Origin of the sequence: Planotetraspora silvatica, from assembly GCF_016863315.1 — a bacterium.
GTDB lineage: Bacteria > Actinomycetota > Actinomycetes > Streptosporangiales > Streptosporangiaceae > Planotetraspora > Planotetraspora silvatica.
In genome coordinates this window covers 86,164-101,897 of record NZ_BOOQ01000051.1, presented here as the reverse complement: position 1 = coordinate 101,897, position 15,734 = coordinate 86,164, and the positions used below count along the sequence as shown (strand labels likewise).

The following is a 15,734-nucleotide window of genomic DNA, read 5'->3' as shown; positions in this document are numbered from 1 at the left end:
GGGCGAACGGACCACCGCCATGGTGCGGACATCCTGACGCGTCAGGCGCTCAGGATGATCTGCGGCACCGCATCGCCCGGCGCACGCGAATGTGCCGGGCACGGGGCGGGTGCACCCGTTTCGACGAGGAGATGAACACTGCCCGCAAGCGTTGATCAGCCAGGTTTCTCTGCGCGATTCTTCCTGTCGTCAGGGCCGTATACGAAGGGATGGCCCATGAAGGTCTTCAGGAAGTTCACGCACGCCGCGATTCTCGGCTGTGCGCTGGTCTTGGCCACGGCTTGCGGAGGCGGCGGCGACGCGGGTGGTTCCAACCAGGTCGGTCTTCCCAGTGCGGTGGGTCTTCCCGGTGCGGACCCCGCTGGGGAGGGCTCGGGCAGTAGCGACAGCTGCAAGTTCCTCACCGAGGAGGAGGTCGCCGAGGCGATCGGCCCGAATGACGGCGGCCAGCAGGACTTCACGTTCGGCGGATGCGTCTGGACGGCGCCGACCCCCAAGGACGGCATCAATGAGGCGATTTTCGCGGCGGTGCTGCCCAAGGCCCAGTATGAGTCCGTGGCCGAGATCGGGGAGCCGCTGAGCGGATTCGTCGACGGCGCCACCTACGCCGAACTGCACGGCGAGCTGTGGTTCCCCTGCCGCGCCGGGGACTACTGCGGGATCAAGGTGCGAACCGCCAGCTCGGACGGCCGCCAGGAGACCGCGCTGCGGCTGGCCAAGGTCCTTCAGGGCCGCGTCTAGGGGGTCGGCCCGTCACCTCGACGGGCCGGCCGCCGGCTGTCGCGTTCGATCCGCACCGATCGCGGGCGGGCCTCACGTGATCCCGAACGTCACCCGATAGTCGCAGCGGCCCTTGCACGGCATCGTCGCCGAGTCGTCGAAGGCGTACGAATACGCGTACGGCGCGGCCTTCTTGAACACCTGGGTGTAGTCCGTAGGCCATTTCGACGGGATGCAGTTCTCCCGCCCGGCCCACTTGCCGCGGCAGCAGTAGGTGTCGCCGCCGAACGCGGTGCACGGGTTCTTGCAGGCCACCATCTGGCCGCCGACCTTGAGCTGCATCTTGCCCGGGCAGCTGACCGCCTTGGTGCAGGCGCCCTTGTAACAGCCGGAGGGACTGACGGGATCCTTGGTGCCGCCGCCCGAGATGTTGATGTACATCGGCAGGTTGTAGCCGTCGACCATGCTGACGTCGTAGAAGTCCATCCCGCCCCAGGCCGCGAGGGAGAACTCGCCGAGCGTGGTCGCGGAGCCCGTGCTGCCGACGCACTGGAAGACGCCCCCGCAGTCGCCGGTCTGGCAGTGCCCACGCCCGGCCGAGTTGAAGGAGCAGCCGGTGCGGCCCCAGAACCTGCCGCCCCACTTGTTCGGGACCTGCACCGAGACGGTCTGACCGGGGCGGAGCACCCACCCGGTCGCGGAGAGCGGATACTTGTCGCTCTTGTTGGAGGCGAGCCAGACCGTCTGGCTCAGGTTGTTGACGAACGTGAACAGGCGCTTGCCGCCCGCGGCCTTCGCGGTGACGGGCGACTTGGTCCCGCTCTTGTTCGCCGTCGCGGAGCGCGAGACCGACGGCCGCGGCGAGCTGCTCGGCTTGTGACTGGGGCGGACGGTGCGCGACGGAGAGGCCGAGGGGTTCGCGGCCTCGTCCGCGGGGGCGGTCACCGGGGCGGACGACAGGCCGGCCGCCGACGCGGTCGTGTCGCTCTCACGCGGGGAGGAGGGCCAGACCAGGGCCACCACCGTCGCCACCACCACCGCCAGGACGAGGGCGTACGGCTGCCACGACCGGGCCATCCCCCTCCTCTTCCTCGTCGCCATGGTCCCGCGCCCTTCCCTGTTCTCCGTGCCCTCCGATGAGGCCGGCAGCACCGGGCCTCTGAACCGGAGACCGAGGGGTGCGGACCCTGACAACGGAAACCGGCGAAGAAGTGCGGCGAATTTTCGTTATCCGCCGTCCGTCCGCCCGTCTCCTGTATAGAGAGAATGTCCTGGCTGTAGAGGATTGTCCCGGCCCGACGCACACGGGCGGCGCGGGGACGATGGACTGAGAGCGGAGTGCGATGCCCGGAACCGGCAGGGGCGGACCCGACACGGCGATGGTGGAGGCCGCGCGAGGCGGAGACCAGCGGGCGCTCGACGCTCTGGTCGCGGACTCCCTTCCGCTCGTCTACAACATCGTCGGCCGCGCGCTCAACGGGCACAACGACGTCGACGACGTCGTGCAGGAGACACTGTTGCGGGTCGTCCGCGGACTGCCCACCCTGCGCGACCCGGAGGCGTTCCGGTCCTGGCTGGTGGCCATCGCCGTCCGGCAGGTGCGCGACCGCGAGCAGGACCGGTCGGCCACCCAGAAGCGCCGGGCGGACCTCGACACCGCGGACGAGATGCCCGATCCGGCCTCGGACTTCGCGGCCCTCACCATCCTCAGGCTCGGTCTCACCGACCAGCGCCGCGAGGTCGCCGAGGCGACGCGCTGGCTGGACGCCGACGACCGGGGCCTGCTCGCCCTGTGGTGGCTCGAGGAGACGGGAGAGCTCCGGCGCACCGACCTCGCGGGCGCCCTCGGCCTGTCCGGCCGGCACGCGGCCGTCCGCGTCCAGCGCATGAAGGAGCAGATGCAGCTCGCCCGCACCATCGTGCGGGCGCTGGGTTCCGGCTCCGGGTGCGCCGAACTGCGCGCGATGACGTGGAACTGGGACGGCGTGCCCAGCCCGCTCTGGCGCAAGCGTTTCGCCCGGCACGTGCGCGACTGCGCGGACTGCGGGCGGAGCGGTCAGGGCATGCTGCCCATCGACCGGCTGCTCGCCGGTATGCCGCTGCTGCCCGTGCCCGCGGGCTTCGTCCTGCAGCACTTCCAAGCCATCCCCCCAGCCGCCTCCGAGGCGGCCGCGCACGCCGCTTCGCACCTTCCCCCCGGGCGGAGCGGCGTGCACCGGGCCTCCCAGGCCTTACGGCAGGAGCGGCCCCGCGGCGTGTTCTCCGCCCTGTCGCACGGCCCCGTCGCCGGTACGGCCGCCGTCGGAGCGGCCGCGATCGTCGCGGTGGGCGTACTGGTGGCCGCCAACCTCTCCCCGCAGAAGCCGGCGGCCCAGGGTGTGGCGCCCCAGGCGGCCGCGACGGCGCTCCCGCCGAAGTCGCCGTCGCCTTCGGCGTCCGTCAAGGCTTCGCGCAAGCCGTCTCCCAAGCCCAGCAAGAAGGCCTCGCCCAAGGCGACCAAGCCGGCTCCGCCTCCTCCGGTCGTCGTGGCGAAGTCCGCGAAGAAGGGCGTGGGCGTGTGGGGCATGCCCGGCGTCAGCGCGGCTCTCAAGAAATCGGGCGCGAGCTGGTACTACACCTGGTCCACGACCCATGACGGGATCGCGACCCCCGCGTCGGCCACGTTCGTGCCGATGATCTGGGGGACCGACAGCGTCACCAGCCAGAACCTCGCCAAGGCCAAGGCGGCCGGGCCGTACCTGCTGGGGTTCAACGAGCCCGACATGGGTGCGCAGTCGAACATGACGCCGGAGAAGGCGCTGTCCCTCTGGCCGAAGCTCATGTCGGCGGGCAAGGTGCTCGGCAGCCCCGCCGTGGCGTACGGCGGGGACCGCGCGGGCGGCTGGCTCGACAAGTTCATGTCGGGGGCGAAGGCGAAGGGCTACCGCGTCGACTTCATCACGCTGCACTGGTACGGCGGCGACTTCAACACCGCGAACGCCACCAACCAGCTCAAGTCGTACATCCAGGCGGTGTACAAGCGCTACCACAAGCCGATCTGGCTGACGGAGTTCGCGCTGATCGACTTCTCGAACGGCACCCGGTTCCCGACGGACTCACAGCAGGCGGCCTTCGTCACCTCGTCCACGAAGATGCTGGCCGGCCTGCCGTACGTGCAGCGCTACGCGTGGTTCGGCCTGCCGGCGGACAAGAAGCCCGGCACCGGGCTGTTCACGACCGCGGGTGCGGCCACGCCGGCCGGCCGCGCGTTCCAGGCGGCCCGCTGACGTCGTCGCCCCCCGAGCAGGCGTGACCCGGATTCCGATCGAGGTTTCCGGGTCACGCCGATGGATCCGCGTGGATCCGCGTGGATTCCCGAGGGATCTCCGCCGGGGCCGTCCGGCCCGGGCCCGCTCCCGTGCGGTCAGGCGAAGGCCTCGGGAGTGAACGTCTTGGGCTCCACGAGGACCAGCCAGTTGCCTGTGTTGTCACGCATGACGGCCTCCACCCCGTACGGCCGGTCGGAGGGCTCCTGGAGGAAGGTGACTCCCTTGGCGCTGAGCTCCTCGTAGGTCTTGCGGCAGTCGTCGACGGTCAGGCCGACGGCGTGCATCTGGCCCTTTCCGAGCTCCTCCCGGACGAAGGCGGCGGCCTCCGGGTCGAGGGGAGGGCCGGGGATCATCAGCGTGATCTCGAGTTCGGGCTGGTTCGGGTGCCCGATGGTGACCCAGCGGAAGCCCTCGCCCATGGTGATGTCGGTGCGGGCCTCGAAGCCGAGGTTGTCGACGTAGAAGTCGCGCGTCTTGTCCTGGTCGAGGCAGTAGATGGTGATGAGTGAGATGTTCGTTACCATGCGGCCAACGTAAGAGCCGCAGGTCGCCGAGGGCTTCTCTCAAATTGCGCGATCCGGTCCGCCGCCGGGCGGTCCCGCCGTGCCGCGGGGGTCCATCGGCCCGCGCATGAACAGGAAGCACCCGGGGATGTGCGGCCCGCCCCGGGCCGCCCATCGGTCGCGGTAGGCCGTGGGACTCTCGCCGACGAGTTGGCTGAAGCGGGAGGAGAAGGACCCGAGGCTGGCGAATCCCACCATCATGCACACCTCGGTCACCGTCAGGTTGGCCGAGCGCAGCAGGTCCTGGGCCCGCTCGATGCGGCGGCGGGTGAGGTAGCGGATCGGGGTCTCCCCGTAGGCGGCCTCGAAGCAGCGGACCAGGTGGAACTTCGACACCCCGGCGACCCGGGCGAGTTCGCTGAGATCGAGCGGCGCCTGGTAGTGCCGGTCCATGTGATCGCGTGCCCGGCGAAGATGCGGCAGCAGGTCCATTCCCGGCTTCCCGGCCTTGGGCCTGCTCGCGCCTGTCACGTGGACGAGCGTATGCGACCGCCGGCGACGGCGTCCCGCCTGTCTCGCAGGTCCCTTACCGAGGTCGCTCGAAGCGGCCGGATCGCCGGGGCGTCGGCTCCACCGCAGGTCAGCCGTCGTATCGTTGGAGTTCCAAGTGTCTCGGGAAGGGAATGGCGGTCGTGGGAGAGCTCTCCGTCTGGCACTGGCTGATCGTCGCCCTCGTGTTCGTGATGTTGTTCGGCGCCAAGAGGCTCCCCGACACCGCCCGGTCGCTGGGCCAGGCCCTCCGCCTGTTCAAGCGGGAGACCAGCCGGCTGGGGGACGACGACGACCCGGAGGTCCCGGCCGATCGGCCCCAGGACGTGCTTCCTCAGCAGGCGCAGCCCCAGGTCGCGTCTGCTCAGGACGCGTCGTCTCATGATCCGCGTACCGGATACGGCGCTTCGGGGCCGTCCTCCTCTGGAGAGCCGGAGGATCGGCGGCGGCCGGACGGCACCGGGTGACGCCGAGCCTCCACGACGAGCTCCTGTAACGAGATCCTCACCTGCGGGCCCCGGCCTGTTCGCCGGGGCCCGGACGCGGCTGTCCGGCGTCGGCGCAGGCCCGCGGTGACCGCTCCCGGGTCGTCGGCGATCCCCACTGAATCAGGCTGATTGACATAAGCAAACCCTGATATTTCAGGATCTGTCAGATTTCGCGACCTTCCTTCTGTCGAGCGGCTTCGTCCGAGACCAGGACCCCCCCTCCTGGCCGGGGCCGCAGGCAGAAAGGCCAGGCTCGTAAAACGAGTCTTCGCCGGCATCGCCGCCGTCCTGTCCCTCATCGTCCTCAGCGTCACCCTCACCGCCGGGCCCGCGAGCGCCACCCCGCCCAACATCCCGTCCGCGAGCACGGCCGCCTCCCGGCTGGCCTCGCTCACCGTCGCCGCCGAATCCCACCAGTCGACCTACAACCGGGATCTGTTCCCGCACTGGATCACCGTTTCCGGGGCCTGCAACACCCGCGAGCAGGTGCTCAAGCGCGACGGCTCCGGCGTCGTGACCAACTCGAGTTGCGCCGCGACCTCCGGCACGTGGTACAGCCCGTACGACGGGGCGACCTGGCACGCGGCGGCGGACGTGGACATCGACCACATGGTCCCGCTGGCGGAGGCGTGGCGGTCGGGCGCCTGGGCGTGGACCACCGCGCAGCGCCAGGCGTACGCCAACGACCTGGGCGGCCCCGAGCTCTGGGCCGTCACCGACAACGTCAACCAGTCCAAGGGCGACCAGGACCCCACGACGTGGAAGCCGTCGCTGACCTCGTTCTGGTGCACCTACTCGCGCGCCTGGATCCAGGTGAAGTACTACTACGGCCTGAGCGTGCAGAGCAGTGAGAAGACCGCTCTGACCACCATGCTCGGCTACTGCTGATCTCTGGTCACGGCTCGTACGGCTCCCGCGACGCGGGGCCGTACGAGCTCCGTAAGGCCGCCGGCGCAGGAGGTTCGGGGCTCGCGCGCCGGAGTGAGGCAGCGGCCAGGTCGCCTGGCGACCGGTCTGACCGTGTTTGGACCGGTCCTTACCCACCTGCCGGTAGCGTAGCTGCTGTTGTGAGAAAGGGGGCCTCGCGATGTCGGAGGCCTGTGACGTCGTACGCCGCCTGGTCGCCGCGATAAATGATCACGATCTCGACGCGGTGTTGCGCTGTTACAGCCCCACGGCCGCCGCCGTGGGGCCGCAGGGTGTGGCGGACGGCGTCGAGGAGATCGGGTTCTACCATTCACACGTCTGGGAGGGGTTTCCGGATCTCCGCCTCACCGTGTGGGAGGTGGTCCAGTCCGGGGATCTCGTAGTGCTGGAATCGACGGTAACGGGCACGAACCTGGGGTTCTTCCTCCTGCCGGGTGGCGGGGTGGCGGACTCCACCGGCAAGGGGATCAGCGTCCGATATTGCTGGGTCTTCACCGTCGAATCCGCCGCGATCGTCGCCCAGCGGGTCTACTACGACCAACTGGAGATGTACGCCCAACTCGGCGCGCGTCTCGTCCTCGACGATCCGCCCCCGTACGACGCCGTGTGACGACCCCGTGCATGATCCCCGACCGACTTCCCCGCCCCCGGCGAACCCCATGATCCACAGACCTCGTCCTTTGCGTGACTTATGTTCCGACTGTGGTGTTACCGGATGAAAGTGACGATGGGGCCGGGGGTGCCGCAGTAACATCGGCCGATGCGATTCAGGCAGGGCGCGGTCATCCTCGTCACACTTCTCCTGGTGATCGGCGTGTGGGGCTGGGTGGCACTGAAGCCGGGCTCGTCCGCCGCCACGCAGGCGGTCGCGGCCGGCGCCCCGAGCTCAGGCCCGAGCGCGACCCCGACCCGCAGGGCCTACCTGGATCCACGGCCGACCCTCACGCGGGTCAAGCCCCGTCAGCCGCCGCTGAAGGCGGGGAATCCCGGTGGACGGGCCGCCGTGCCGGCCGAGGCGAGGGCGGTCGACAGTTCCCATCCGACGCGGGTCATCGGGAACGGCACCCCGGCGAGCTGTACGTCGAAGGCCGTCGTCGCGGCGGTCGCCGCGGGTGGTGTGATCACCTTCTCCTGTGGACCCGATCCCGTGACCATCACGATGAGCGCCACGGCGAAGGTCCGCAACTCCAGCGCCCGGGTGGTTCTCGACGGGGGCGGCCTGGTGACGCTCAGTGGCGGAGGCGCGAGGCGGATCCTCTACATGAACACCTGCGACCAGGCGCAGCAGTGGACGACGTCGCACTGCGACGACCAGGAACAGCCGCAGCTCACCGTCCAGAACCTGACGCTGGCCGACGGCAACGCCACGGGGCAGACGGCCGACGGGGGAGGAGGCGGGGCCCTGTTCGTGCGCGGCGGCCGGGTCAAGGTGGTGAACTCCCGGTTCGTCCGCAACCGGTGCGACGCCACGGGACCCGACCTCGGCGGTGCCGCCATCCGGGTGCTGGACCAGTCGCACGATCTGCCGGTCTACATCGTGGGCAGCACCTTCGGCGGGGCCTCGGGCCAGGGCGGGGTCTGCTCCAACGGAGGCGCGCTGAGCAGCATCGGGGTGTCGTGGGTCGTGCTCAACAGCGTCATGACGTACAACAGGGCGATCGGCACCGGCGCCAATCCCGCGCGCGGTGGCACTCCCGGCGGCGGCAGCGGCGGAGCCGTCTACACCGACGGCAACCGTTTCACAGTGCGGATCGCGGGCTCGGTCGTGGAGAACAACCAGGCGAGGGAGGGAGGCGGAGCCGTCTTCTTCGTCAGCAACGACCGCACCGGAACGATGAGCATCGAGAGCTCGATCCTGCGTGACAATCCCAGTGCGGGGTTCGAGACCGCGGGCTTCCCCGGCATCTTCTTCCTGGGCGCCCGCAACCCGGCGGTGTCGTCCTCCACCCTCAAATGATTGGGCGGCTTCATCCCCATATAGGCGTGTATCGGAAAAGCGGCATTTGTCGTTCTGGAGGTACCGATCCCCATGTTTGACGGGACATTGATCTCCGGAACGTGATGACCGCGGCTGGTCACATCTAGCGTCGTCCTCGAACCGTCCATGACCTCGGGGGAGACAAATGCCGATCTGTACCGCCGTCCTCACCGCCGCGCTCCTGGCCGGACCCGCGGCCTCGCCCGCTGACCCGGTGCCTGCGGCGCACAAGAGCATCGCGAACAAGACCGTCAAACAGTTGCAGACGCCCGAAAGGAACTCCGGCAAGAAGGTGGCCCGCCATCCGGGGCACGAGCTTGCGGCCCCGCCTGCGCAGGTGGACGACGACCCGGTCCAGGAGTCGAGCGAGTCGTCCGACTCGGGCGACTCGGACTCCGGGAGTGACGAGGGGTCCTTCCAGAAGTCGGAGTCCTGGTCCAGCGATCCCCACGCCGGTGGGGACTCGCAGGTCAGGGAGACGAGGAAGGTGCGGAAGTCCGGGCACGGCCACCACAGGAAGAACGGCAAGAGGTCGTCGAGGGCCGCCGAGGGCCCCGAACCGAAGAACGCGGTGGACGCTCCGGTGGCGCCGGCCGCCGGACCCGCAAAGGCTCCGGTGATCAAGCCTGCCCTCGCTCCGGCCGCCAAGCCCGCGGTGGTCCCCGCGGTCAAGCATGCTCCGGAGGTGAAGCAGGCTCCGGTGGCGAAGAATGCCTCGGCGGTCAAGCATGCTCCGGAGCCGAGGCCGGCGAGCGCACCGGCCGTCGAGACGCCGAAGGCGGCCGAGGTGCCGCTCATGAAGAAGGAGACCACCGGGGCGTCGAAGGACACGAAGGAAACCGAGCCCGAGGCCGACTTCAAGGAGGCCAAGGAGGCCAAGGAGGCCAAGGAGGCCAAGGAGGCCAAGGAGGCCAAGGAGGTCCCTGCGGCCGACGCCGCCACGCTCGACATGCCGACGGCAGGCTCCAACCCGCGGGACGTCGTGATCAATCCCGCCGGGGCGCCCCTGCCCGTGAACCCGTACGTCCTGCCGGCCATGCCCGGCCTGCAGCGTGCGGTCGCCAGGTCGTTCGGGTACCACGGGCACCACGGGCACCAGGGCCGCAATGTCGGCCTGCGTCACCCGGGCCACAAGCGGGGCCACGGCGACGCGTGATCCTCGCCGCTGAGGGGGTGGGCCGGTACCCGGCTCACCCCCTTCGTGTGTCCCCGGACGCCGGCCAGCGGTCCAGGCGCGTGGTGGAGACGACCTGGGTGCGGTCGCCGGGGAGGGCGACCTCCGCGACCTCGACCACGCGCCCCGTGGTGTCGATCGAGGTCTTGTGCACCACCAGCAGCGGCGTTCCCGGCGTGAGGTCGAACAGGCGGGTCTCCGCGCGGCTGGGCCGCCGCACCGTGACCTCGTCGACGACGCGATCGATCTCCACGCCGATCGTGGACAACTGGTGGTGCGTCCCTCCCGGCCAGGGCTCGTTCTCTGCGGACAGGAGGGCCGGGTTGGCGGCGACGAGGTCGTACGGCAGCCAGGAGCGGATCAGGCTGAGCGGCGCCGCGTCCCCCCGGCGCCACGTCTTGTAGGTCCGGCGGAGCAGTCGCGTGCCCTCCGCGACGCCGAGGCGCGTCGCCAGGCCGGCCGTGGCGCGGGCGGTGTCGAACTCGATCTGGAACTCCAGATCCTCTCTGGTCAGGCCGGTGTCACGCTCGGTCGCGCCGCTGTCGCGCCGCTCGTGCTCGGGCAGGAGGGCACGATCCTTCTCCCACTGGTATCGGTCCGATACCCGCCGAAGTTGTTGATGAGATTCCCCCATAAATCACCTTTTCCCCACATATCTCCGCGCATGTACGGCCAGGCTGGATCGTGCGCTGTCGGCGAAGCCGGCCGGTCGGCCCTGCTGAACACCGCGATGGCGGGTAAAACCGACAAAGAGGCCAAAATCGGCTCGTCGGGGGGCGGAGTCATGGATGGATGGTCGTTCCATGGGCAGCCGACGGCGATCGGCTCCGGAGACATGACGCTGGTCGCCGGCGGCTCGTTCTCCGTGTCCACCCGGAACGGAGACATCGTCCCGGGCGGCGCGCAGGGCGTCTACTACGCCGACACCCGGCTGCTGTCCCGGTGGGAGCTGCGCATCGACGACGCCCCGGTCGAGGAGCTGCGAGTCCTGCCGTCCGAGCCGCACCACGCGACGTTCGTCGGCCGGGCCAGGCCGCGCCCGGGACAGACCGAGAGCACCCTCCTGGTCATCAGGGACCGCTATGTCGGCGGCGGCCTGTGCGAGGACATCGTCGTGCGGAACCTGTCCGAGGAGCCCGCGGGGTGCGTCGTCTCCCTCAACCTGCACTCCGACGTCTGCGACCTGTTCGAGGTCAAGACCGGCCGCGTCCGCTTTCCCGCCGACGTCGAGACCACGCTCGGAGGACGGGGCCTGCGCATCCTCTCGGTGAGCAAGGGGAGAGGCGTCCACGTTCAGGCCGTCGACGGTGACATCCCGGTCATCGCCGCCCCCGGAATGCTGATCTTCCGCGTGGTCGTGCCCGCCAGGGGCGAGACCCGCCTCACCGTGCAGGTGAGCCCGATCATCGACGGAGTGGAGTCCGAGCCCTGGTTCTCGGCCACGTGCATTCCGGAGCAGGGGGAGGCGGCGCGGCTCCTGTCGGAGTACGAGGTGCACATCCCCGTCGTGCGTGCCTCGAACGCGGCCCTCGCCGACATCCTCGACCGATCGAGGATCGACCTGGGCTCGCTCCGGTTGTTCGAGGTGGAACGCCCGGACGAGCCGCCGAGCATCGCCGCGGGCGCGCCCTGGTTCATGACCCTGTTCGGGCGCGACTCGCTGCTCACGTCGTGGCTCGCCCTGCCGCTCGACCCCAACCTCGCGCTCGGCACGCTGTACCGCCTGGCCCGGCTCCAGGGCGTGAAGACCGACCCGCTCACCGAGGAGGAGCCCGGGAAGATCATGCACGAGTTGCGGTACGGCGTGCGCACCGCGGCGGAATCGGGGGCACAGGCCTACTACGGCTCCGTGGACGCCACCCCGCTGTTCGTCGTCCTGCTCGGGGAACTGCGCCGCTGGGGCCTGCATCACGAGGCCGTGGAGGGGTTGATCCCGCACGCCGACGCGGCGCTCGGCTGGATCGAGCGGCACGGCATGCGCGACGGCTTCCTGTGGTACCAGCGCAAGACCGACCAGGGCCTGGTCAACCAGGGCTGGAAGGACTCCTTCGACGGGATCAACTTCGCCGACGGGTCGCTCGCCCGGGCGCCCATCGCCCTGGCCGAGGTGCAGGGATACGCCTACGCCGCCTACGTCGCCCGCCATCACTTCGCCAGGGAGTCCGGCGACGACGAGACCGCGAACCGGTGCATGGCCAGGGCCGTCGAGTTGCGTGAGGCCTTCAACCAGAGGTTCTGGCTGCCCGGCAAGGGCTACTTCGCCACGGGACTCGACCGGGACGGCCGGCTCATCGACGGCCTCGGCTCCAACATGGGGCACTGCCTCTGGTCCGGCATCGTGGAGGAGGACAAGGCCGTCTCCGTGGCCGCCCACCTGCTGTCGCCCCGCATGTTCACCGGGTTCGGCATCAGGACGCTCGCCTCCGACATGGGCGCCTACAACCCGATGAGCTACCACAACGGCTCGGTGTGGCCCCACGACAACGCCCTCATGGTGGCCGGTCTCATGCGGTACGGCTTCGTCGAGGAGGCCCAGCGGGTGGCCACCGGCCTGCTCGACGCGGCCGGATCGTTCGGCGGACGGCTGCCGGAGCTGTTCTGCGGGTTCGACCGGGCGGAGTTCCCCGTGCCCGTGCCGTACCCGACCTCGTGTTCGCCGCAGGCGTGGGCCTCGGCCACGCCGGTCCAGCTCGTGCGGGCCCTGCTGCGCCTGGATCCACGCGCGCCGCACGGCAGACTCTGGCTCTCCCCCGTCCTGCCCGAGGGCTTCGGGTGGTTGCGGATCTCCGGCATCTGGTTCGCGGGCGGCCGGATCACCGTGGAGGCGGCCGAGGGTAACACCACGCCCATCGTGACCGGACTGCCGGAGGGGACGGAGCTGGTCGTGGGACCCCGTCCGCCCCTCGCGGCGTTCGTCGCCCCGGCGCGCCCGGGCGCCTGACCGGCGTCGCGGCCTCCCCGGCCGCGCTGCCCGCGCCGGGTCACGGACGCCTCCAGCGGGATCGACGGCTTGTTCAACCGTGTCCCAAGGATCCGGTGCGGGCCTTTCCGTAGGAAAGTGCGGGGATAGATGCTGATTGTGTCGTTTTGCGAACTTCGCGGAGCGGGTATGGCATTTTGCCTGATCGTGGAAGCGATATGGAGCCGTCCGGTCACCGTCTGATGCGAGGAGGGGTGGATGACCGACGTCGAGGTGAGCATCACGATTCCGGCCGGGGGTGTCGTCCTGGAGGCGGACGTCGTCGTTCCCCGCTCCGCTCATGCCGTGGTGCTGTTCGCCCACGGTAGCGGCAGCAGCAGGCGCAGCCCCCGCAACCGCCATGTGGCACGGGAACTGCAACGGGCGGGGCTCGCCACGGTCCTCGCCGACCTGCTCACCCCCGAAGAGGACCGGATCGACGCCGCGACCGGCCGCATGAGGTTCGACATCGGCCTGCTCTCCGAACGCGTCTCGGCGCTGGTCGAGCGGCTTCCGGAGGACGAACTGATCGGTGGCCTCGGTCTCGGCCTCTTCGGAGCGAGCACCGGCGCGGCGGCCGCCCTCGTGGCCGCCGCCGCGCACCCGGACACCGTCAAGGCGGTGGTCTCCCGGGGCGGGCGGCCCGACCTCGCCGGCGACGCCCTCCGCCTGGTCCGCCAACCGGTCCTGCTGATCGTGGGGGAGCGGGACCCGATCGTCATCGAGCTCAACCGCGAGGCGATGGACGAGATCGTGGGCGAGACCCGCCTGGAGATCGTGCCGCGCGCCTCTCATCTGTTCGAGGAGCAGGGAGCGCTGGAGGCCGTGGCCGAGACGGCCCGCGACTGGTTCCTGCGGCACCTGGCGGGCGCGACGGCGGGCTGAGCCGCCGAGGGCCGCTGGACCCGTTCCTCCCGGGCACGACTACGATCGGGCGCCATGGAACAGCGGTTAATGAGCAGGTTCGGCCGGCAGGTGGGCGTCGTCGGCTTGGGGGCATGGCAGCTCGGAGCCGACTGGGGCGACGTCAGCGAGGCTGACGCCCTCGAGACGCTGAACGCCGCGGTCGACGCGGGGGTGAACTTCGTCGACACGGCCGACGTCTACGGCGACGGGCGCAGCGAGACCATCGTCAGCCGCCTGATCAAGGAACGGCCCGGCCTCACCGTGGCCACGAAGATGGGCCGCCGGGTGCCCCAGACGCCCGAGGCGTACACGCTGGAGAACTTCCGCGCCTGGAACGACCGGTCGCGCGCCAACCTGGGCGTGGACCGGATCGACCTGGTCCAGCTGCACTGCCCGCCCACCCCCGTCTACTCCGACGACCGGGTGTTCGACGCGCTCGACACCCTGGTGGCGGAGGGCCGGATCGGGGCGTACGGCGTCAGCGTCGAGACCGTCGGCGAGGCGCTCACCGCAATCGAGCGGCCCGGCGTGGCCAGCGTCCAGATCATCCTCAACGCCTTCCGGTTCAAGCCGGTGGACGAGGTCCTGCCCGCGGCCGAGAAGGCGGGTGTCGGGATCATCGCCCGCGTTCCGCTGGCCAGCGGCCTGCTGTCCGGCAAGTACGGCCCGGGCACCGTCTTCGCCGAGGACGACCACCGGAACTACAACCGGCAGGGCGAGGCGTTCGACGTCGGGGAGACCTTCTCCGGCGTCGAGTACGGCGTCGGCCTCCAGGCCGTGGACAGGCTCAGGGAACTGGTGCCGGACGGCGCCACCCTCGCCCAGTTCGCGCTGCGGTGGATCCTCGACCAGCCCGGTGTGAGCGTCGTCATCCCCGGCGCCCGCAACCCCGCCCAGGCCAGGGCGAACGCGGCGGCCGCGAGCCTGCCGCCCCTCTCCGCGGACGTGCACGCGGCCGTCAGGGAGGTCTACGACACCTTGATCCGGCCCCAGGTGCACCACCGCTGGTAGAAGCCTCCCGCTGGTAGAGACCGCCCGACGGGCGCCGCTCCGCGCGATTCGAACGCGCGGGCAGGCGCCCGTCCGCGTCACCGGGGCCTCTCCGACGGTCGCGGATGCATCTGATCGCGGGGGCCCGTCCGAATGACCTTGTGTGGCGGGCGCACAGCGGAAGACGACGGGGCGAGTGCGCCCCGAAGGACGAGGGCGTCGCGATGGATGAGGGCACGCCGGGGGCCGGCCGTACGCCGATCTCCGGTGACGAACCGGGATACGGGATCGGAGCCGTCGCCCGGAGGCTGGGCGTGCCCGCGCCCACGCTCCGCACCTGGAACCTGCGGTACGGCATCGGCCCCAGTCGCAGGAGCCCCGGCGGTCACCGGCGTTACGACGCGGGAGACCTGCGGTGCCTCGAGGAGATGAACCGGCTCATCCACGCGGGAGTCGCGCCGGCCGACGCCGCCAGGCAGGCGCTGAAGGTGCGGCGTCCCGGCGGCGGGTCACCGGAGGCGGACTGCGACGAGCAGGTGCCCGGACCTCCCGCGCGGGAGGGAGAGATCCTCTCTCCGGCCATGCTCGCCCGAGCGGCGATCGCCCTGGACGCGAGGACGGTCGGCGACGCGGTGGAAGCGGCTCTGGACCGGCACGGCGTCGTGCCGACGTGGGAGCGGCTGGTGTTGCCCACCTTCGAGGTGATCACCCGGAGGCAGGACGAGACGGGCCTCGGCATCGAGATCGAGCACATGTTCTCCGACCGCCTGCTGTACGCGCTCAACTCGGTCGCCGGACGGCTGTCGCAGCCGATTCATCCACGGCCGGTCCTGGTGGCCTGCGCCGAGGAGGAGCAGCACAGCCTGCCGGCCCACGCGCTGGCGGCCGCTCTCGCCGAGCGCCGGGTGGAGACGCGGGTGCTCGGGGCGCGAACGCCCTACTCCGCGCTCGCCGAAGCGATGCGCAGGATCGGCCCGGCCGTGGTGTTCGTCTGGTCGCAGCAGGCGGAGACGGGTGATCCCGCCCCGCTGGGCAGGCTGCCGAGGCTCCGCCCCGCCAGCAGGATCCTCGTGGGCGGCCCGGGCTGGCGGGAGGGCCTCCCGCCGGCAGTGGCCCGGGTCACCTCGATGCCCGCCGCGATTTCGGCGGTCATGTCCGCCCTGAGATGAGCCTTTGTGAAACCTCGTCGCTGACGAGGTTGCGTCCCTTACGCACGAGCGGCTATGAATAGG

Annotated in this window: 15 protein-coding genes; 11 read left to right on the top strand and 4 right to left on the bottom strand. The window is 70.5% G+C overall.

The window, feature by feature from the left end:
- Window positions 1–216 precede the first annotated feature (216 nt).
- Entirely contained in the window at window positions 217–741 is a 525-nt protein-coding gene (locus tag Psi02_RS33735; RefSeq protein ID WP_203979910.1) for a hypothetical protein, read from the top strand.
- 72 nt (window positions 742–813) lie between these two features.
- Here the strand turns inward: Psi02_RS33735 and Psi02_RS33730 are convergent, their stop codons facing one another.
- The gene (locus tag Psi02_RS33730; protein ID WP_203979909.1) at window positions 814–1,797 is read right to left on the bottom strand and encodes a thaumatin family protein; all 984 of its coding nucleotides are present in this window, start codon (window positions 1,795–1,797) and stop codon (window positions 814–816) included.
- A 266-nt stretch (window positions 1,798–2,063) separates the two neighbouring features.
- Here Psi02_RS33730 and Psi02_RS33725 point away from each other — a divergent pair, with 266 nt between their 5' ends.
- Complete coding sequence (locus tag Psi02_RS33725; protein ID WP_203979908.1) at window positions 2,064–3,986, top strand: sigma-70 family RNA polymerase sigma factor; 1,923 nt, start codon at window positions 2,064–2,066, stop codon at window positions 3,984–3,986.
- Window positions 3,987–4,123: 137 nt separating this feature from the next.
- Here Psi02_RS33725 and Psi02_RS33720 read toward each other — a convergent pair whose 3' ends face one another.
- Both Psi02_RS33720 and Psi02_RS33715 read right to left on the bottom strand, forming a co-directional pair.
- Window positions 4,124–4,552 carry a VOC family protein gene (locus Psi02_RS33720; RefSeq protein WP_203979907.1) on the bottom strand — a complete coding sequence of 143 codons (429 nt, stop codon included), beginning with the start codon at window positions 4,550–4,552 and terminating at the stop codon, window positions 4,124–4,126.
- A gap of 39 nt (window positions 4,553–4,591) precedes the next feature.
- Entirely contained in the window at window positions 4,592–5,062 is a 471-nt protein-coding gene (locus Psi02_RS33715; RefSeq protein ID WP_239095387.1) for a helix-turn-helix domain-containing protein, read from the bottom strand.
- 152 nt (window positions 5,063–5,214) lie between these two features.
- On the opposite strand from Psi02_RS33715, the gene tatA reads away from it, so the two are divergent.
- From tatA to Psi02_RS33690, 5 genes are all read left to right on the top strand, one after another.
- Window positions 5,215–5,547 carry a Sec-independent protein translocase subunit TatA gene (gene tatA, locus Psi02_RS33710; protein WP_203979906.1) on the top strand — a complete coding sequence of 111 codons (333 nt, stop codon included), beginning with the start codon at window positions 5,215–5,217 and terminating at the stop codon, window positions 5,545–5,547.
- Between the two features lie 507 nt (window positions 5,548–6,054).
- On the top strand, window positions 6,055–6,456 hold the full coding sequence (locus tag Psi02_RS33705; RefSeq protein ID WP_239095386.1) for an HNH endonuclease family protein: 402 nt from the start codon (window positions 6,055–6,057) through the stop codon (window positions 6,454–6,456).
- A 199-nt stretch (window positions 6,457–6,655) separates the two neighbouring features.
- Entirely contained in the window at window positions 6,656–7,105 is a 450-nt protein-coding gene (locus tag Psi02_RS33700; RefSeq protein ID WP_203979905.1) for an ester cyclase, read from the top strand.
- A gap of 150 nt (window positions 7,106–7,255) precedes the next feature.
- Window positions 7,256–8,452: a hypothetical protein gene (locus Psi02_RS33695; protein ID WP_203979904.1), complete on the top strand. Its 1,197-nt coding sequence runs from the start codon at window positions 7,256–7,258 to the stop codon at window positions 8,450–8,452.
- A 166-nt stretch (window positions 8,453–8,618) separates the two neighbouring features.
- Window positions 8,619–9,629, top strand: coding sequence for a hypothetical protein (locus Psi02_RS33690; RefSeq protein WP_203979903.1), 1,011 nt, complete (start codon window positions 8,619–8,621; stop codon window positions 9,627–9,629).
- Window positions 9,630–9,663: 34 nt separating this feature from the next.
- Here the strand turns inward: Psi02_RS33690 and Psi02_RS33685 are convergent, their stop codons facing one another.
- Window positions 9,664–10,281, bottom strand: coding sequence for a UTRA domain-containing protein (locus tag Psi02_RS33685; RefSeq protein ID WP_203979902.1), 618 nt, complete (start codon window positions 10,279–10,281; stop codon window positions 9,664–9,666).
- Window positions 10,282–10,431: 150 nt separating this feature from the next.
- On the opposite strand from Psi02_RS33685, the gene Psi02_RS33680 reads away from it, so the two are divergent.
- From Psi02_RS33680 to Psi02_RS33665, 4 genes are all read left to right on the top strand, one after another.
- Complete coding sequence (locus Psi02_RS33680; RefSeq protein WP_203979901.1) at window positions 10,432–12,588, top strand: amylo-alpha-1,6-glucosidase; 2,157 nt, start codon at window positions 10,432–10,434, stop codon at window positions 12,586–12,588.
- A 237-nt stretch (window positions 12,589–12,825) separates the two neighbouring features.
- Entirely contained in the window at window positions 12,826–13,491 is a 666-nt protein-coding gene (locus Psi02_RS33675; protein WP_203979900.1) for a dienelactone hydrolase family protein, read from the top strand.
- Window positions 13,492–13,545: 54 nt separating this feature from the next.
- The gene (locus Psi02_RS33670) at window positions 13,546–14,523 is read left to right on the top strand and encodes an aldo/keto reductase (protein WP_203979899.1); all 978 of its coding nucleotides are present in this window, start codon (window positions 13,546–13,548) and stop codon (window positions 14,521–14,523) included.
- Between the two features lie 203 nt (window positions 14,524–14,726).
- Complete coding sequence (locus Psi02_RS33665; RefSeq protein WP_203979898.1) at window positions 14,727–15,671, top strand: MerR family transcriptional regulator; 945 nt, start codon at window positions 14,727–14,729, stop codon at window positions 15,669–15,671.
- The last annotated feature ends 63 nt before the right edge of the window (window positions 15,672–15,734 follow it).